Annotated in this window: 15 protein-coding genes; 10 read left to right on the top strand and 5 right to left on the bottom strand. The window is 71.2% G+C overall.

Features of this window, described 5'->3' with window-relative positions; genetic code table 11:
- The 3 genes from tpiA to JHD21_RS06140 all read left to right on the top strand — a co-directional run.
- On the top strand, positions 1 to 751 hold a 751-nt coding region (gene tpiA, locus JHD21_RS06150), incomplete at its 5' end, for a triose-phosphate isomerase (protein WP_292672495.1).
- A gap of 79 nt (positions 752 to 830) precedes the next feature.
- Positions 831 to 1,067, top strand: coding sequence for a preprotein translocase subunit SecG (secG, locus tag JHD21_RS06145; RefSeq protein ID WP_292672493.1), 237 nt, complete (start codon positions 831 to 833; stop codon positions 1,065 to 1,067).
- Positions 1,068 to 1,091: 24 nt separating this feature from the next.
- Entirely contained in the window at positions 1,092 to 1,451 is a 360-nt protein-coding gene (locus tag JHD21_RS06140; RefSeq protein ID WP_292672492.1) for an RNA polymerase-binding protein RbpA, read from the top strand.
- 192 nt (positions 1,452 to 1,643) lie between these two features.
- Here the strand turns inward: JHD21_RS06140 and pgl are convergent, their stop codons facing one another.
- Genes pgl through tkt form a run of 4 tightly spaced genes read right to left on the bottom strand, consistent with a single transcriptional unit; the run spans position 1,644 to position 7,250 of the window.
- Entirely contained in the window at positions 1,644 to 2,396 is a 753-nt protein-coding gene (pgl, locus tag JHD21_RS06135) for a 6-phosphogluconolactonase (protein ID WP_292672490.1), read from the bottom strand.
- Positions 2,396 to 4,036: a glucose-6-phosphate isomerase gene (gene pgi / locus JHD21_RS06130; protein WP_292672489.1), complete on the bottom strand. Its 1,641-nt coding sequence runs from the start codon at positions 4,034 to 4,036 to the stop codon at positions 2,396 to 2,398. Before pgi ends, pgl begins: the two co-directional genes overlap by 1 nt.
- A complete protein-coding gene (tal, locus tag JHD21_RS06125) occupies positions 4,033 to 5,148 on the bottom strand; it encodes a transaldolase (protein ID WP_292672488.1) in 1,116 nt (371 codons plus the stop codon). Before tal ends, pgi begins: the two co-directional genes overlap by 4 nt.
- Complete coding sequence (tkt, locus tag JHD21_RS06120) at positions 5,145 to 7,250, bottom strand: transketolase (protein ID WP_292672486.1); 2,106 nt, start codon at positions 7,248 to 7,250, stop codon at positions 5,145 to 5,147. The genes tal and tkt overlap by 4 nt, the downstream gene beginning before the upstream one ends.
- A gap of 116 nt (positions 7,251 to 7,366) precedes the next feature.
- Between tkt and JHD21_RS06115 the strand changes: the two genes are divergently transcribed.
- The 7 genes from JHD21_RS06115 to JHD21_RS06085 all read left to right on the top strand — a co-directional run bounded on the left by JHD21_RS06115 (position 7,367) and on the right by JHD21_RS06085 (position 16,889).
- Entirely contained in the window at positions 7,367 to 8,305 is a 939-nt protein-coding gene (locus tag JHD21_RS06115) for a heme o synthase (protein ID WP_292672498.1), read from the top strand.
- A gap of 247 nt (positions 8,306 to 8,552) precedes the next feature.
- Positions 8,553 to 9,371 (top strand): glycosyltransferase family 2 protein, encoded by an 819-nt coding sequence (locus JHD21_RS06110; RefSeq protein WP_292672484.1) that lies wholly within the window; start codon positions 8,553 to 8,555, stop codon positions 9,369 to 9,371.
- A gap of 29 nt (positions 9,372 to 9,400) precedes the next feature.
- Positions 9,401 to 10,498, top strand: a complete 1,098-nt coding sequence (locus JHD21_RS06105; RefSeq protein WP_292672482.1) for a glycosyltransferase family 4 protein — start codon at positions 9,401 to 9,403, stop codon at positions 10,496 to 10,498.
- A gap of 23 nt (positions 10,499 to 10,521) precedes the next feature.
- Positions 10,522 to 12,876 carry a hypothetical protein gene (locus tag JHD21_RS06100; protein WP_292672480.1) on the top strand — a complete coding sequence of 785 codons (2,355 nt, stop codon included), beginning with the start codon at positions 10,522 to 10,524 and terminating at the stop codon, positions 12,874 to 12,876.
- Positions 12,877 to 12,986: 110 nt separating this feature from the next.
- On the top strand, positions 12,987 to 14,309 hold the full coding sequence (locus tag JHD21_RS06095; protein WP_292672478.1) for a hypothetical protein: 1,323 nt from the start codon (positions 12,987 to 12,989) through the stop codon (positions 14,307 to 14,309).
- A gap of 220 nt (positions 14,310 to 14,529) precedes the next feature.
- Positions 14,530 to 15,648 carry a glycosyltransferase gene (locus tag JHD21_RS06090; protein WP_365695583.1) on the top strand — a complete coding sequence of 373 codons (1,119 nt, stop codon included), beginning with the start codon at positions 14,530 to 14,532 and terminating at the stop codon, positions 15,646 to 15,648.
- Positions 15,645 to 16,889 (top strand): glycosyltransferase family 4 protein, encoded by a 1,245-nt coding sequence (locus tag JHD21_RS06085; RefSeq protein WP_292672475.1) that lies wholly within the window; start codon positions 15,645 to 15,647, stop codon positions 16,887 to 16,889. The genes JHD21_RS06090 and JHD21_RS06085 overlap by 4 nt, the downstream gene beginning before the upstream one ends.
- Here JHD21_RS06085 and JHD21_RS06080 read toward each other — a convergent pair.
- Entirely contained in the window at positions 16,852 to 17,787 is a 936-nt protein-coding gene (locus JHD21_RS06080) for an SDR family oxidoreductase (RefSeq protein ID WP_292672474.1), read from the bottom strand. The two genes, JHD21_RS06085 and JHD21_RS06080, sit on opposite strands and share 38 nt — an antisense overlap.
- Between the last annotated feature and the right edge of the window lie 28 nt (positions 17,788 to 17,815).

Below are 17,815 nucleotides of genomic sequence, written 5' to 3'. Positions count from 1 at the left end.
GAACCTCAACCACCAGGAAGCGGTGGTGCTGGTCCAGAAGCTCGCCTGGACGCTGGACGACAAGAAGCACGACTACGGTCGCGTCGAGGTCGTCGTCGTGCCGCCGTTCACCGACATCCGCTCGGTGCAGACCCTCGTCGACGGCGACCGGCTGTCCATCAAGTACGGCGCCCAGGACGTCTCGACGCAGGACTCGGGGGCCTACACCGGTGAGATCTCGGCGTCGATGCTGGCCAAGCTCGGCTGCTCGTACGTCGTCGTCGGCCACTCCGAGCGGCGCGAGCACCACGCCGAGACCGACGAGGTCGTCAACGCCAAGGCGCACAAGACGCTGGCCGCCGACATGACCCCGATCGTGTGCGTCGGGGAGGGCTTGGAGGTCCGGCAGGCCGGCGAGCACGTGCCGTACACGATGTCGCAGGTCGAGGGCTCGCTCGCCGGGTTCACCCCCGAGCAGGTCGCCGGCCTCGTGGTCGCCTACGAGCCGGTCTGGGCGATCGGGACCGGCGAGGTCGCGACTCCCCAGGACGCCCAGGAGGTCTGCCAGGCGATCCGCGGCCAGGTGCGCGAGGCCTACGGCGACGCTGCGGCGGACGGCGTACGCATCCTCTACGGCGGCTCGGTCAAGGCCTCCAACGTCGCCGGCATCATGGCCGAGGCCGATGTCGACGGCTGCCTCGTGGGCGGCGCCAGCCTCCAGGCCGACGAGTTCGGTGGGGTGTGTCGCTACTACGACATGCCTGCCCTCTGACCTGCTCCGTCGCGACGCTCTTCCGACACTCGATCACCCCTTCGGGTGATTGACCCGACCTGACGTAGGATTCCGCAACGTGGACCTGTTCTTCACCGTCGTGCTGATGATCTCTAGCGCGCTGATGATCCTTCTCGTGCTCCTCCACAAGGGGCGCGGGGGTGGCCTCTCCGACATGTTCGGAGGCGGCGTCTCCAGCTCCCTCGGCGGCTCGTCGGTCGCCGAGCGCAACCTCGACCGGCTGACCGTCGGCATCGGGGTCATCTGGTTCGCCTGTGTCATCGCCCTGGGCCTTCTTCTGGCCTACCAGAGCTGAACGACAAGCCGTAGGAGCACAACGATGGCTGGTGGGGGAAACGCGATCCGGGGAAGCCGGGTCGGTGCGGGACCGATGGGGGAGGCGGAGCGCGGCGAGGCCGCGCCCCGACAGGCCATCACGTACTTCTGCTCCCACGGACACCGGTCCGTGGTCACCTTCGCGGTCGAGGCCGCCGTCCCCGAGCACTGGGACTGCCCCAAGTGCGGGCTGCCGGCCAGCGTCGACTCCGACAACCCGCCCCCGGCGCCCAAGATCGAGCCCTACAAGACGCACCTGGCCTACGTGAAGGAGCGCCGCTCCGACAAGGAGGCGGCGGACATCCTCGACGAGGCGCTGCAGCTGCTGCGCACCCGTCGCAAGGCCGGCGAGATCATCTTCTAACACCCCCGCGAGCTCGGCCCGGCACGCACGACGGACCGCTTGCTTCGCTGCGGGAAGCTTCGCCGTCCATCGTGCGCGACGGCCGATCGCGGGGCGCGCGGACTACGTCCGCGAAAAGCCGGGTCGCTCCGCTCCCACCGCTCTCATTGCGTCTTTGAGCGCTCTCCTTGCGCTTCAGGCGCGTGGGTCGGGTCAGAGCCTGCTGGCCGCCGCCCGGTCCAGGAACCAGATCGTCTCGGCCTGACCGGCCACACCCGCCGCGGGGGCGTCGTGCACGTCGGTGCCGTCCGCGAGCGCCAGGGCGACGGCGCCGGCCTTCTCCTCGCCGCTGACCACGAACCAGACCGACCGGGCCCGGTTGAGGCAGGGCAGGGTGAGGCTGATCCGGTCCGGGGGCGGCTTGGGGGAGTCGTGCACGGCCACGGCGATCTCGTCGGCGTCGAGCTGCGGGAAGCCGGGGAACAGCGACGCGACGTGGGCGTCGGGACCGAGGCCGAGCATGACGATCTCGAACGTCCCGCTGCCGTGGGTGCGCAGCTCGTCGGCGTACGCCGCGGCGCCGGCCTCGGCCGACTCCGCCGACTCGGTGGACGGCATCGGGTGGACGTTGGCGGGGTCGACGTCGACCTGGTCGAGGAAGAGCTCGCGGGCCAGGCGCTCGTTGCGGTCCGGGGAGGCCGGCTCGACGAACCGCTCGTCACCCCACCAGAACACGACGCGGGACCAGTCGACCTCGCTGCCGATCTCGCTCTCGACGGTGAGCCGGGCGAGCTCCCGGTGGACCGCGTCGGCCACCGAGCCGCCGGTCAGGGCGATCTGCGGCACGCCCCCGTCGGCCTGGGCCTCGACCAGGCGGTGGACCAGCTCGCCCGCGACCGCGACGGCCAGGTCGTCGCGGTTCTCGTGGACCTCGATCAGGGGCTCTGCGTCGGGGAGATCGGTCATCAGCGGCGGTGCTTCCGGTAGTAGGCGATCAGGGCCTGGGTGGAGGGGTCCTGCTCGGCCGCGACGGCCTGGTCGCCGGCGACGGCCGGCGCGATCTGCTGGGCGAGCTGCTTGCCCAGCTCGACGCCCCACTGGTCGAAGCTGTCGATCCCCCACACCACGCCCTGGGTGAAGGTGATGTGCTCGTAGAGCGCGATCAGCTGGCCCAGGACGGACGGGGTCAGCTCCGGCGCCATGATCGACGCGGTCGGCCGGTTTCCGGTGAACACCCGCGCCGGCACGATCTCCTCGGCGGTGCCCTCCGCGCGCACCTCGTCGGCGGTCTTGCCGAAGGCGAGCGCCCGGGTCTGGGCGAAGAAGTTGGCCAGGAACAGCTCGTGGACGTCGGTGTCGCCGTCGCGCAGCGGGTAGGCCGGGTTGGCGAACGCGATGAAGTCCGCGGGGACGAGCCGGGTCCCCTGGTGGATGAGCTGGTAGAACGCGTGCTGGCCATTGGTGCCGGGCTCGCCCCAGAACACCTCGCCGGTGTCGCCGGTGACCGGGGTGCCGTCCCAGCGGACGCCCTTGCCGTTGGACTCCATGGTCAGCTGCTGGAGGTAGGCCGGGAACCGGTGCAGGAGCTGGGAGTAGGGGAGCACCGCGTGCGTCTGGGAGCCGAGGAAGTCGGAGTACCAGACGTTGAGCAGCCCCATGAGCAGTGGCACGTTGCGGGCCGGCTCGGCGGTGCGGAAGTGCTCGTCCATCGCGTGCAGCCCCGACAGGAACTCCGCGAACCGCTGGGGGCCGATCGCGAGCACGAGCGAGGTGCCGATCGCCGAGCTGACGGAGTAGCGTCCGCCCACCCAGTCCCAGAACCCGAACGCGTTGGCGGGATCGATGCCGAAGTCCTCGACCTTGTCCAGCGCCGTGGACACGGCCACGAAGTGCCGGGCGACGGCCTCCTTCGGGTCCGCACCGGAGAGCCCGTCCAGCAGCCAGGCCTTGCACAGCCGGGCGTTGGTCAGGGTCTCGAGCGTGCCGAAGGTCTTGCTGGAGACGATGAACAGCGTGGTGGCCGGGTCGAGTCCCTGGAGCTTCTGGCCGGCGTCGGTGGGGTCGATGTTGCTGATGAACCGGCACTCGAGCCCCGCCTCTCCATCCGGGAGGGTGCGGTAGGGCTCGAGAGCCTCGTAGGTCATGACCGGACCCAGGTCCGAGCCGCCGATGCCGATGTTGACGACCGTGCGGATCCGGTCGCCGGTCACGCCGGTCCAGGCGCCTGACCGGACCTGGTCGGCGAACTCGTAGACGCGGTCGAGGACCGCGTGCACGTCGGCGACCACGTCCTGGCCGTCGACCTCGAGCGAGGCGTCGCGGGGGAGCCGGAGCGCGGTGTGCAGGACCGCCCGGTCCTCGGTGACGTTGATGTGCTCGCCGCGGAACATCGCGTCCCGGCGCTCGGTCACCCCGGCGTCGGCCGCCAGGTCCAGGAGCGCGGCGAGGATCTCGTCGTCGACCAGCCCCTTGGAGAGGTCGACGGCGAGGTCGGCCGCCTGGAACGCGAGCCGAGCCACCCGGTCCGGGTCGGCGGCGAACCAGGCTCGCAGGTCAGGCGAGAACGCCGCCGCCAGGTCCGCCAGCCGGTCCCGCGCAGGGGTCACGCCGCCTTGTCCATCTGTCCCTGGACGGTCTCCACGAGCTCCTGCCACGACTTCTTGAACTTGTCGACCCCCTCGGTCTCCAGCACCAGCATCACGTCGTCGAAGTCGACGCCGACCTCGCGCAGGCGCTCGAGCAGGGCGCTGCCCTCGCCCGCCTTGCCGGTGACCACGTCGCCCAGGACCTCACCGTGGTCGGCGAAGGCCTCCAGGGTCTTCTCGGGCATGGTGTTGACGGTCTCGGGGACCACGAGGTCCCGGACGTACATCGTGTCGTCGTAGTCCGGGTTCTTGACGCCGGTGGACGCCCAGAGCGGCCGCTGCCGACGGGCACCGGCGGCCTCCAGGTCGCGCCACCGCTGCGAGCCGAACACCTCCTCGAAGGCGCCGTAGGCCACCAGGGCGTTGGCCACCGCGGCCTTGCCGCGCAGCGCGAGCGCGATCTCGCTCTGTCCCTCTCTGGCGATCCCCTCGAGCCGCTTGTCGACCTCGGTGTCGACCCGGGAGACGAAGAACGACGCCACGGACTGGATGCTGCTCAGGTCCCGGCCGGCGTCCCGGGCCTGCTCCAGCCCGGTCAGGTAGGCGTCCATCACCTCCCGGTAGCGGGCCTCGCTGAAGATCAGCGTGACGTTGACGCTGATGCCCTCGGAGATGGCGGTGGTGATCGCAGGCAGTCCCTCGCGGGTCGCCGGGATCTTGATCAGGGCGTTGGGGCGGTCGACGGCCTTCCAGAGAGCCCGTGCGGACGCGACAGTGCCCTCGGTGTCGTTGGCCAGGTCGGGCTCGACCTCGATCGAGACCCGGCCGTCCGAGGGAGACCCGTCGGCCACGGGAGCCAGCACGTCGCAGGCGTTGCGGACGTCCTCGGTGGTGAGCTCGAAGATCACCTTCGTCACGTCGGCGCCCTCCGAGACGAGCTTGCGCACCTGGTCGTCGTAGCGCTCCCCGTCCGCGATGGCCGAGGCGAAGATCGTCGGGTTGGTGGTCACGCCGACGACGCTCTTCTCCTTCACGAGGTCGGCGAGGTTGCCGGTCTCGATGCGCTCCCGGGAGAGGTCGTCGAGCCAGATGGACACCCCCGCGTCGGTGAGCTCCTGCAGACGGTCACTCATGAGCTGCTCCCTTCTCGGACGCTGTCACGTGCCGCGTCGGCGACGGCCGCCGCGGTGATGCCGAACTCCTGGTAGATCCGGGCGTAGTCGGCCGAGGCGCCGAAGCGCTCGATGGACACGATCCGGCCGCGGTCGCCGACGTACTCCCGCCAGCCCTGCTTCACACCGGCCTCGACCGCGACCCGGGCCTTGACGATCGGTGGCAGGACCGTGTCGCGGTAGGCGGCGTCCTGGTCCTCGAACCACTCCAGGCACGGCATCGAGACCACGCGGGCGGAGATCCCGTCGTCGGCGAGCAGGGCGCGAGCCTCGACCGCGAGCTGCACCTCCGACCCGGTGGCGATCAGGACGACGTCCGGTGTGCCGCTCTCGGCATCGAGCAGCACGTAGCCGCCGCGGTGCACGTCCGTGGTGTCCGCGAAACCGTCGACGCCCCGCGGGAAGACGGGCACGTTCTGCCGGGTGAGGGCGAGCGCGGCCGGGCGGTCGCTGTGGGACAGGACCGTCTGCCAGCACGCCGAGACCTCGTTGGCGTCGGCCGGCCGGACGACGTCCAGTCCCGGCATCGCCCGCAGCGCGGCGAGGTGCTCGATCGGCTGGTGGGTCGGGCCGTCCTCGCCGAGGCCGATCGAGTCGTGGGTCCAGACGTAGGTCACCGGCAGCTGGCTGAGCGCGGCCACCCGGACCGCGCCGCGCATGTAGTCGGAGAACGTCAGGAAGGTGCCACCGAAGACCCGGGTCAGGCCGTCGGCGGCGATGCCGTTCATGATCGCGCCCATGCCGTGCTCACGGATGCCGAAGTGCAGCACCCGGCCCTGGTAGGGGTCGCCCTGCCACTCCTTGGTCGACCGGCTCTCCGGGATGAACGAGGGCGCCGACTTGATCGTGGTGTTGTTGGACCCGGCGAGGTCGGCCGAGCCGCCCCACAGCTCCGGCATGACCTCCGCGATCGCGTTGATCACCTCACCCGAGGCCGACCTGGTGGCGACGCCCTTGTCACTGGGCTCGAACGTCGGCAGTGCGGCGGCGAAGCCCTCCGGCAGGGTGCGGGCCTTGAGCCGGTGCAGCAGAGCCGCGGACTCGGGGTTGGCCTGTGACCAGGTGTCGTACTGCTCGTCCCACGCCGCGCCCCACTCGGAGCCGCGCTCGCGCAGGCGGCGCGTGTGCGCGATGACGTCCGCAGGGACCTCGAAGGTCTTGTCGGGGTCCCAGCCGAGGATCTTCTTGGTCGCGGCGACCTCCTCGTCGCCGAGGGCGCTCCCGTGCGCCTGCTCGGTGCCCTGCGCGTTGGGGGCGGGCCAGGCGATGATCGTGTCGAGGACGATCAGCGAGGGCTTGTCGGTCACCTCGCGGGCGGCGGTGACGGCGTCGAACAGGGCCGGGACGTCCTCCTGGTAGTCGGTGCCCCCGTTGGTCCAGTCGACCACCTGCACGTGCCAGCCGTAGGCCTCGTAACGGCCGGCGACGTCTTCGGTGAAGGCCACGTCGGTGTCGCCCTCGATCGAGATCCGGTTGCGGTCGTAGATCATCGTGATGTTGCCGAGCTCCTGGGTGCCGGCGATGGAGCTGGCCTCGCCGCTGACCCCCTCCTCGAGGTCGCCGTCGGAGCAGAGGACGTAGACGTGGTGGTCGAACAGGCTCTCGCCGGGAGCGGCCTCGGGGTCGAGCAGCCCGTGCAGGCGGCGACCGGACATGGCCATGCCCACGGCGTTGGCGACGCCCTGGCCGAGCGGACCGGTCGTCACCTCCACGCCCGGCGTGTGGTGCAGCTCGGGGTGGCCCGGGGTCTTCGATCCCCAGGTGCGGAGCGCTTGCAGGTCCTCCAGCTCGAGGCCGAAGCCGCCGAGGAAGAGCTGCGTGTAGAGGGTGATGCTCGAGTGCCCGCACGAGAGCACGAAGCGGTCCCGCGCGATCCACTCGGGGTCCGCGGGGTCGTGGCGCATGACCTTCTGGAACAGCAGGTACGCCGCCGGAGCCAGGCTCATGGCCGTGCCGGGATGGCCGTTGCCGACCTTCTGGACGGCATCCATCGCGAGCACCCGAGCGGTGTCCACGGCCTTGTCGTCGAGCTCGTTCCAGTCGAGAGTGGGGGCAGCGCTCACAAGTGTCCTTCCAGGGGACTTCGGGTGCTTCCGAGCCTACTCATGCACCGCCGTAGACTCTCCTCGTCCCAGTGCCCGATCTCGCGAGGAAATACGTGACCTACGTCGGCCAGTCCGTGCCGGGCCTCGCGCAGACCGAGGGTGGCGGGTCCGAGGCGGCCCGAGCGACGTGGCGTGACGTGGTCGCCGCCTACGTCGGCCTCACCAAGCCCCGGGTCATCGAGCTCCTGCTGCTGACGACCGTCCCGGTCATGTTCTTCGCTGCGAAGGGTGTGCCTGAGCTGGGCCTCGTCGTGGCCACGGTGGTCGGCGGGGCCTTCTCCGCCGGGTCCGCCTCGGTGTTCAACTGCGTCTACGACCGTGACATCGACGAGCAGATGCGACGCACCCGGCGCCGGGCCCTGCCGCGTCACCTCGTCTCCCCGCGGGCCGCCCTGACCTTCGGGGTCACCCTCGCCGTGCTGTCCACGCTGGTCCTGATGGTGTGGGTCAACACGCTGTCCGCGGTGCTCGCCCTGCTGGCCAACGCGTTCTACGTGTTCGGCTACACGATGCTGCTCAAGCGCCGCACGACCCAGAACATCGTGTGGGGCGGCCTGGCCGGCTGCTTCCCGGCACTCATCGGCTGGACCGCGGTCACGGGAGAGCTGGCCTGGACCCCGGTCGTGCTCTTCGCGGTGGTGTTCTTCTGGACGCCGCCGCACACGTGGGCGCTGGCACTGCGCTACCGCGAGGACTACGCCAACGTCGACGTGCCGATGCTCCCCGTCGTCGTGCCGGCCCGGGAGGTCGGGCGCCAGGTCGTCCTCTACAGCTGGGCCATGGTGGCGGTGTCGCTGCTGCTGTGGCCGGTGGCGGACACCGGCCTGGTCTACCCGTTGGCGGCTGTGGTCCTGGGCGCGGCGTTCCTGCTCGAGGCGCACCGGATGTGGGCACGGACCCGTGGGACGGAGGACCTGAGTGTCATCGCGCCGATGCGGGTGTTCCACTCCTCCAACCTCTACCTGTCGCTGCTCTTCGTCGCGGTCGCCCTGGACCCCCTGCTGACCCGCTAGTCAGCCCGCCGGCCAGCCCGCTGGTGAGCCCGCGCGTCCGCACCGCGGTCCGGTTCGCGGCGGGTGTAACGAACCGGCCGTGAGCCGACATGATCATCCGTTCGGTCAGCTGCGAGTAGCCCAGACGGGCCATCGTCGCTAACCTGACGGACGAGTCGATGCTGGTCGGGTGCTCCTCCGACACGCGGCGACGCTGACTGGGGGGTCGGCAACGGCGGGCCTCCCTACCTATGGGGGGTAGAACAGCATGACTGCGGGGACTTCGCAGGACTCCAGTGGCCGCGTTCGCGAGCGACGCACGCGACAGCCCCGGATCAGCATCGTGGTGCCGGCCCTCAACGAGGCCCGCAACCTGGTCGAGGTCCTGCCCACGCTGCCGCCGGCGCACGAGGTGATCCTCGTGGACGGTGGCTCGGTCGACGGCACCGTCGAGGCGGCCCAGGCCACGCTCCCTGGCATCCGGGTGGTGCGCCAGCTGCGGCGCGGCAAGGGCAACGCGCTGGCGGCCGGCTTCGCGCAGGTCACCGGTGATGTCGTCGTGATGTTCGACGCCGACGGGTCCGCCGACCCGGCCGAGATCCCGGTGTTCGTCGACGCCCTGGTGAGCGGGGCGGACTTCGCGAAGGGCTCACGGTTCTGCCCCGGCGGTGGAAGCTCCGACATCACCCCGATCCGGCACGTCGGCAACAAGTTCCTCAACACCGTCATGAACGTGTCGTTCCGGACCCGCTTCACCGACCTCTGCTACGGCTACAACGCCTTCTGGGCCGACATGATCCCGTTGCTGGACCTGCCCGACCACGAGCTGGTCGTGCCCCGTGAGGTCGGCATGCTGTGGGGCGACGGGTTCGAGATCGAGACGCTGATCAACTGCCGCTTCGCCGCGGCGGGGGTGGCCATCGCCGAGGTTCCCAGTGTCGAGCGCGACCGCATCTTCGGCCGGAGCAACCTGCGGGCGGTCTCCGACGGCCTGCGGGTGCTGCGCACGCTGCGCACCGAGTACGCCCGGGCGCGTGGCCCGGTCGCCGAGCGTCTCTCGCACAGCACGACACCGCTGGCATCCTGACGCGATGCCCCCTCTGGCATCCTGAGCCGGTGCCCACCCGCGTAGGAATGATCGCGACGCGGTGCCAACCCGAGATCGGCGGCATCGAGTCCCACGTCGCCGAGGTCGCCGGCCGTCTGGTCGCGCACGGCTACGAGCTGGAGATCCTGACGACCGACCGCAGCGGCGACCTGCCTGCCGTCGAGCGGGCCGACGGCGGGTACGTCATCCGGCGCTTCCGTGCCTACCCGGCCGCGCGGGACTGGTACTTCAGTCCCGGGCTGTTCCTCGCCGCGCTGCGGGCGCGCTACGACCTGGTGCACGTCCAGGGCGTGCACACGCTGGTGCCGCCGATGGCGATGCTCGCGGCTCTGCTGCGCCGACGGCCCTACCTGCTCACGTTCCACACCGGGGGCAACTCCAGCGCCTTCCGGGAGAAGGCCCGCGGCACGCAGTGGAGGATCCTGGCGCCGCTCCTGCGCCGGGCGGACCGGCTGATCGGCGTGTCGGTCTTCGAGGGCCACCGGTTCGACGAGGTGCTCGGGTGGCCACCCGGGACGATCACGGTGATCCGCAACGGCGGCTCGCTCCCGCCCGTGGGGGACTCGGTGGCCCGGGTCCCCGGGCGGATCGTCAGCGTGGGGCGGGTCGAGCGCTACAAGGGCCACCACCGGGCCATCGAGGCGCTCCCGCACCTCATCCCGTCGCATCCCGACGCCCACCTCCAGGTGCTCGGCGCGGGGCCCTACGAACCCGACCTGCTCGCCCTCGCGGAGTCCCTGGGGGTGCGGGACCGGGTCAGCGTCGAGTTCATCCCACCGGTGGACCGGGCGCTGATGGGGGAGCGGATGGCCTCGGCGAGCGTGATGACCCTGCTCAGCGACTACGAGGCGCACCCGGTGGCCGTGATGGAGGCGCTCACCGCGGGGACTCCGGCCGTGGTCAGCCGGACGTCTGGCCTGACCGAGCTCGCCGACATGGGCTGGGTGGTCGGCGTCGACCGGGAGGCCACACCGGAGGAGACGGCCGCAGCGATCGCCCGCCAGCTCGACGACCCGGTGCTGCCGGATCCGTCCGTGTTGCCCACTTGGGAGACGTGTGTTGCAGGTGTGGCCGATACTTATGACTCGATCATGAAGGCCGGTTGACGCCGGGTTCAGGAGGAGCCGGCATGCCGAAGGCACTGCGCGAGCCGGAGCTGCCCGCGAGGTCGCGCTCCGGTGGCTCCGCGTCCCCCGGGCCTCCCGCGTCCCCGCCCGCGCCCGAGACGGCCGCGGACCCGCCCGAGTGGGTCCCGGGCTGGGTCGCACGACGGCCGGAGACGGTCGCGATCCTGGTGTCGCTCGTGGGGCTCTTCGTGCAGGTCGTCGGCTACAGCCGTGGCTGGGCCGGCGACGAGGGCCTCCCCATCGTCCTGTGGTACGTCGGCTTCGTCGTCGTCATCGCCCCCTTCGCGGCACTGCTCCTGGTGCCGGGCCGTACCGGTCACCAGCGACTCGGTGCCTCGCTCGCCCTGACCCTGGTCGTCTACGCGTCGTGGCTGTTGTCCAACCCGCTGATGTCCACCCGGTTCGACGAGAACCTGCACGTGACCACCTTGGTCGACCTGGTCGAGCACGCCGAGTTCTTCCGGCTCAACAGCATGCTGCCGGTCTCACCGCACTTCCCGGGGCTCGAGCTCGCGACCGCGGGGGTCCACTGGCTGACGGGCCTGCCGCTGTTCGTGTGCCAGGTCCTCGTCGTCGGTGCGTCGCGGGTGACGTTCGCGGCGGCGCTGTTCCTGCTGGCCAGCCGCATCGGCCGGTCGACCACCGTGGGCGCGGTCGCGATCCTGCTGTACGCGGCGAGCAACCAGTTCTACTTCTTCAACGCGCAGTTCTCCTACCAGACGGTCGCCATCGCCATGGTCATGGCGACGTTCTACCTCCTGGTCCGAGCCTTCGACAGCCCCGTCGAGCGTCCGTGGTCGCTGTTGGTCACCGCGCAGGTCTGCCTGGCCGCGCTGGCCATCACCCACCACCTCACGAGCTGGATCATGCTGGGGACGCTGTGGGTGCTCGCCGCCTTCTTCTGGGCGGGCAAGGAGCGCCGCCGGTTCGAGATCACGCTGATCACCGCGGAGGTCGCGACCGCCGTGGTGGCGGCCTGGACCGCCGTCATCGCGCCGCTGCTCATCGACTACCTGACACCCATCTTCGACGCGGCGACCTCTCAGCTGGCCGGTCTGCTCCAGGGCGGAGCGCAGCGCGAGATCGGTGGCGGTACAGCGGGCACTCCCACGCCGACGTGGGAGGTCATGGTGATGTTCGGCTCGTTGCTCCTGTGGTGCCTCATGCTGCTCCCGGCCGGGTGGGCAGCATGGCGCCGGAAGAGCATCGGGGCGACCCGCGCCCGATACGTGCCGCTCCTGATCGCCGTGGCGTTCCCGACCCTCCAGCTGGCCAGGTTCTCCAGCGCGGCGAGCGAGGTCGCCGACCGTGCGTCCACGTTCGTGTTCATGGCCATGGTCCTGGTCGTGGGGGCCTGGGTGGCCAGCCGCCTGCACGTGCTCCGGACCCTCGTGGTGCCGGGTGCGCTGCTCCTGGTGCTCGGCGGGACCATCCTGGGCAGCGGCCCCGACTGGCAGCGCGTGCCCGGTCCCTTCCTGGCGGGTGCCGAGCAGCGGTCCGTGGACTCCACGACGGTGGCGGTCGCGGAGTGGGCGGGGCGCTACCTGCCCGAGGGCTCCAACGTCGCCGCTGACTTCACGTTCAGCCGGGTCATCCCGAACTTCGCCGACGTCACGTCCGTGACCCAGCCCGCGGGCTTCGACAGCGTGACCCCGATGTTCATCTCGGAGTCGTTCGACCAGACGTCCCTGGAGCTGATCCTGCGCAACGAGGTCGACTTCGTCGTGGTGGACACCCGGCTGGTCGGCGAGACCGTCCGGTCGGGGTCGTTCTACGAAGGTGGGGCCGGGTACGGGGAGGCCGCCGCCACGGTTCAGCCCCAGATGGTCGAGAAGTTCGAGACCGAACCCGGGTTCGAGCTGGTCCTCGACGGGCCGGTGAAGATCTACGACGTGCGCTCTCTGCGGGGCGTCGCCGCCCCGTTCGAGGACCGGGCCAGCCCGGGACTGCCCGGGGAGTGGACACCCTGGCAGGTCGCGCTGACCGCTGCCCTGGTGCTGGTGGCGGTGGTGCTGCGTCGCCGGCTGTTCGACCTGCGCCGGTTCCAGGCCGGCGACGCCTGGCGGTTCGCCCTGGTGGTCCCGGTGGCGATGGCGCTGGGCGCGATCGGCGTGGTCCTGGCCTTCGCGCCGGTGGCCGGAGCGGTGGCCGGCGCCGTCCTGCTCTACGTGCTGGTCCGGCTGAGCACGAACCCGCCCGCGTTGCCACGCCGAGGCCGTACCTGGGAGTCCCGTCTCTGGCTCGGTCTCACCGTGGTGCTCGCGGCCGCGTCGAGCGCGCTGGCGCTCTGGTCCACCTGGCACGGGCTGCTCGACTTCTCCGCCCTGCCGCCACCGCTCGACGGCCGGGGGGAGTGACGGTGACCGGCCTCCGCCGGACGACCGGGACACGTGACGGCGGCCGGATCCGCTCGTTGGACCCCCGGCCACCAGCGAGACCTGGGATCATGGCCGTTTCGCCCCACTCTGTGGCAGCCCCCAGCTGCGTCACCGGCGCCCGCGCCGAGATCGAGGAGCAACGCACGACCATGGACATGACCCCGTCCGCAGTGCCGCGGCGCACCCTGTCGAGACCGGTCCCGGGCCGGCGTGGCCATCCCGAGGCCGGCAAGGTGGCGCCGCACGTGGGCGCCATCGCGCTCGTCGTGCTCATCGTCGGCGTCGGTGTGTGGACCTCGACCCGCGCCGGTGACGACACGGCGACGCCGGGGACGTCTCCCACCCAGTCGGGTCAGCCGAGCGCCAGCACGCCTGCCGTCGAGGACTGCGTCGACACCGGTCGGGTCCCGTTGATCGACCTCGGCGTCCAGGCCGCGACCGGCGACGACACGAAGCCGCAGCTGACCTATGAGGAGGTCGGGGCCCTCGTCACGCTGGCGAAGGCCGCGGGTGCCGACGTGATCTCGACGACGGCGTCGTTCCGGGCACTCCAGCCCCGTGAGGGCGGCAGCTACCGGTTCGAGGGGATGGACCGGGTCATCTCCGCGGCCCGGGACGCCGGCCTCGAGGTGCGGCTCCGGTTGATGCTGATGCCCCGCTGGGCTCTCGACGAGCCGAACGGCACGCTGCGGCAGCCGCCGCGATCCGACGCCGAGCTCGCCCACTGGGCGCAGTTCGTCGGCGACGTCATGCGTCACGTCGACGGTGAGGTCGCATTCGTCGAGGTGTGGAACGAGCCGAATGCCCAGAAGTACTGGACCACGGGTCCGGACCCCGTGGAGTTCGCCCGGCTGCTGGACACCACCTACGACGTCGTCAAGGAGGCGGCCCCTGAGGCCACGGTGATCAGTGGGGGGCTCAACGGCAACGACATCGGCTTCCTGGAGAAGACCTACGAGGCGATGGAGACCATCGGGCTGGAGACGACGCCGTTCGACCAGCTGGGCGTTCACCCGTTCGCAGGCGCGGCGGCTCCTGAGGAGATCGACCCGGGCGAGATCTACGAGCGCGACCCCTACGGCCTGTTCGACGCCAACTTCACCGGGTTCGAGACGCTCCACGACGTGATGGCCGACAACGGTGACGAGGGCCTGCCCCTCTACCTGACCGCCTTCGGCTACTCCACCCAGGGCTCCAGGACCACGCCACCGGTCGACGACGCCACGCGGGCCCGCTACCTCGGTGAGGCCCTGGACATCGCCACGTGCGCCGACTACGTCGCCGGCGTGTCGTGGTACGCGTTCCACCCGACGCCGTGGGACCCGCCGGCCTGGACCCTGCTGGACGCCCGGAGCAAGCCCAACCTCACCTACGCCGCGCTCCAGGAGTGGGCTGACAGCGCGCCGGAATGACTTCGCGAGTGATTTGCGCGTTTTCCCACGGGAGCCACCCCCCGGTGCTTGACTGGGGACGTGGCTGGAGGCATCTCGGATTCCGCGGTGGAGGAGTGTCGCTGCGGACACGGTCCGCACGCGCACGAGCACTACCGCCGCGGCTCGGACTGCTCCCTGTGCGAGTGCTCCCGATTCCGGAGTTCCGAGGGCTCCCCGCTGGCGCGTCTTCTCCGCCGTCGTGGAGGCCGTCGTGACGCTTCTGTCGAGAGCCCGCCGGCGACCCAGCAGCAGCCGGAGCTCCACCCGCAACAGCCAGCCAAGCAGCCGGCCGAGCAGCCGGCCGAGCAGCAGCCCGAGCAGCAGCCCCAGGAGCCTCGACCCCACCGAGTCGCGTCCTGACACGGTCAGCGTCGTCGTGTGCGCGCACACGACGGACCGCTGGGACGACATCGCGGCCGGACAGGCAGCCCTGGCCGCACAGACCTTCCCGGCGCTCGAACGGATCCTGGTCATCGACCACAACCCGGAGCTGCTCGCCCGGGCCAGCGAGGCCTTCCCGGGAGTACGGGTGCTCGAGAACGCCGGCCGGGGTGGGGCGTCGGGCGCGCGCAACACGGGCATCGGTGCGGCCACCGGCGACGTCGTCGCGTTCCTGGACGACGACGCCAGACCCGAGCCGGACTGGCTCGAACAGCTGATCGGCGGCTACGACGACCCGGCCGTGATGGCGGTCGGTGGCGTCGCCCGCCCGGTCTGGCCGGACCGGCGGCCCGACCACATGCCTCCCGAGCTCGACTGGCTGGTCGGCTGCACCTACCTCGGTCAGCCCACCGAGCGCGCCGACGTCCGCAACCTGTGGGGCTGCAACATGTCCGTACGCCGCCGGGTCTTCGACGAGATCGGCGGCTTCCACGAGGACGTCGGCCGGATCGGGCTGATCCCGCTGGGCACGGAGGAGACCGAGCTCTGCATCCGGATCGCCCAGCGCAAGCCCGGGAGCCGCATCGTCTTCGAGCCGGCCGCGGTGGTCCACCACCGGGTGACCGTGGCCAGGACCGAGTTCGCCTACCTGAGGTCCCGCTCCCAGGCGGAGGGCGTGTCGAAGGCGGCGATGGCCCGGCTGGTGGGTGCCCAGGACGCGACCTCCGAGGAGAGCCGGTACGTCCGCACGGTGCTCACGGCGGGGCTGCGCCGCGAGCTGGGCAAGGCACTGCGCGGCGACCGAGCCGGCTGGCGGGGCGCCCGGGGCATCATCACCTGCCTGGGCACCACCGCCTACTGGTACGCGCGTGGGCGGCTGGGCCACCGCGCGGAGGTCGACGCCGTCGCCCTGGAGCGCCGCGGACGCGCCGCGTGAGGATCCTCCAGCTGGCGCAGTTCTACCCCCCGGTCATCGGGGGCGAGGAGCGCCACGTGCGCAACCTCTCGGTCGAGCTCGCGGCCCTGGGCCACGACGTCCACGTGGCCTGCCTGGAGATGGGTGGTGCCCCTCCGCAGCAGGACGCCGGTGTGCACGTGCACGCGCTCACCAACGTCGGTGTGAAGGTGCCGGCGCTCTATCCGACCGCCGACCGCCCCCTCGCGCTGCCGTTGCCCGACCCGCTCGTCACCCGGGCGCTCTCCCGCCTGGTCGACGAGGTCCGCCCCGACGTCGTGCACGCCCACAACTGGATCATCAACTCCTACCTGCCGCTGACCGCGGCCCGACGCCTGCCGTTGGTCTACTCGCTCCACGACTACAGCCACGTGTGCGCGACCAAGCGGCTGATGTTCCGCGACGAGGAGCTCTGCTCGGGCCCGGCCCCGCGGAAGTGCCTGGAGTGCTCCACCGACTGGTACGGCGCCGGGCGAGGACCCGCCATCTGGTCGCTGGTCCGGGCCGGGCGGCCGGTTCGCAACCGGGTGGTCGACCTGTTCACCCCGGTCAGCCGCTTCGTCGGGCAGGCCAACCAGCTCGACCAGCAGGGCGTGCCGTGGCAGGTCGTCCCGAACTTCGTGCCGGACTCACTGCTGTCCGCCCGCGACCTGCCGCGGGACCCGGCGCTGCCGAAGGACAACTACCTCTTCTTCGCCGGGGACCTCTCCGAGCAGAAGGGCGTCGACACCGTCCTGGCGGCGTACGCGACCCTGGACCCGGCCACCCGGCCCGCCCTCGTCCTGGTCGGCCGGTCCGCGATGGACCTGTCGGCGCTGCCCGACGGCGCCGTGGCCCACGAGAAGTGGGACCACGAGCGGGTGCTCTCGGGCTTCGGTCACGCGCTGGCTGCCGTCCTGCCGAGCCGGTGGCCGGACCCGTGCCCGACGACGGTCCTCGAGGCGATGGCGCTCGGGGCACCTCTGGTGACCACCCGGATGGGCGGGATCGCCGACATGGTGACCGACGGCCGGTCGGCACTGGTCGTGCCGCCCGGCGACGTGGCCGCCACCGGGGCGGCGCTGACCCGGGTCGTCGGTGACCCGTCGCTGCGCGAGGAGCTCTCGGCACAGGCCTCGGTGGAGGTGCGGCGCTACCTGCAGGGCACGGTCGCGAGGCAGCTCGAGGAGATCTACGGCCGGCTGGTCAGCGGGGTCGGCGGTGCCGCTCCAGGTCGCGCCTGAACACCTCGCTGTACTCCTCGAGCGCGACCCGCCAGTCCCGCATCACGTCGAGCCCGCGCTCGCGCAGGCGGGCGTTGACCAGCTGCTCGGACGCCGGACGAGGGGCGAAGTACGCCTCCGCGAAGTACTCCGAGGTGACCGGGACGACCTCGACCTGGTCGGACAGGCCCAGGTCGTCCACCAGGGCGAGCGCGACGTCGTAGCGGCTGGCGGTGCCGCCACCGACCTGGTTGTAGGTGCCGTAGTGCCCGCTCCGGGCGACCAGCAACAGGCCGCGGGCGAAGTCGTGGGTGTAGGTCGGGCTGCCGAGGAGGTCGGTGACCGCCCGGACCGTCGTCGCGCCGTCGCGGATCTGGCGGTAGACCTTGTTGACGAACTTCTTGTCCAGGTCCGGCCCGCCGCCCATCATCCACCCGGGCCGCAGGACGAAGTGGCGGCGCACGTGCTGCTGGACGAACCGCTCGCCGTGGAGCTTCGACCTGGCGTAGACGGTGAGCGGGTCGGGAACGTCGTCGTCGGAGTACCACTCCTGGTCGCCGCCGAAGATGCCCGCGGTCGAGATGTAGACGTAGGGGACGCCGAGCCGCTCGGCGATCCGGGCGCCGTTCTCGGCCCCGACCGCGTTGGACGCCCATGCCCGCTCGGGGTCGTGCTCGCACAGCTCGAGGTCCGTCTCGGCGGCCAGGTTGACGATCAGGTCGGGCTCGAAGGCGTCGACCGCCTTCGCGAACAGCTCCGCGTCGGCGACGTCCAGGAACGACATCGCGTCCGTGCGGGGGGCGATGTCGCTGGCCTCCACCTCGTAGTGCTGCGAGCACGCGGCCAGGACCGCCTCACCCAGCATGCCGGCGGCACCGGCCACGTAGATCCTCGAGTAGTCGTGCGTGTCCCCGTTCATGTCCCCGTTCACGTCCCCGCTGGTGTTG

This window comes from Nocardioides sp., from assembly GCF_016462705.1.
Lineage (GTDB): Bacteria > Actinomycetota > Actinomycetes > Propionibacteriales > Nocardioidaceae > Nocardioides.
Note: the sequence above shows the minus strand (reverse complement) of the source record. Positions and strands in the feature narration are given on the sequence as shown.

Coding starts and splice junctions, on each gene's coding strand:
- JHD21_RS06140 (WP_292672492.1), top strand. CDS start 1,092: ATGGCTGGTGGGGGAAACGCGATCCGGGGAAGCCGGGTCGGTGCGGGA.
- pgl (WP_292672490.1), bottom strand. CDS start 2,396: ATGACCGATCTCCCCGACGCAGAGCCCCTGATCGAGGTCCACGAGAAC.
- tal (WP_292672488.1), bottom strand. CDS start 5,148: ATGAGTGACCGTCTGCAGGAGCTCACCGACGCGGGGGTGTCCATCTGG.
- JHD21_RS06110 (WP_292672484.1), top strand. CDS start 8,553: ATGACTGCGGGGACTTCGCAGGACTCCAGTGGCCGCGTTCGCGAGCGA.
- JHD21_RS06100 (WP_292672480.1), top strand. CDS start 10,522: ATGCCGAAGGCACTGCGCGAGCCGGAGCTGCCCGCGAGGTCGCGCTCC.
- JHD21_RS06080 (WP_292672474.1), bottom strand. CDS start 17,787: ATGAACGGGGACACGCACGACTACTCGAGGATCTACGTGGCCGGTGCC.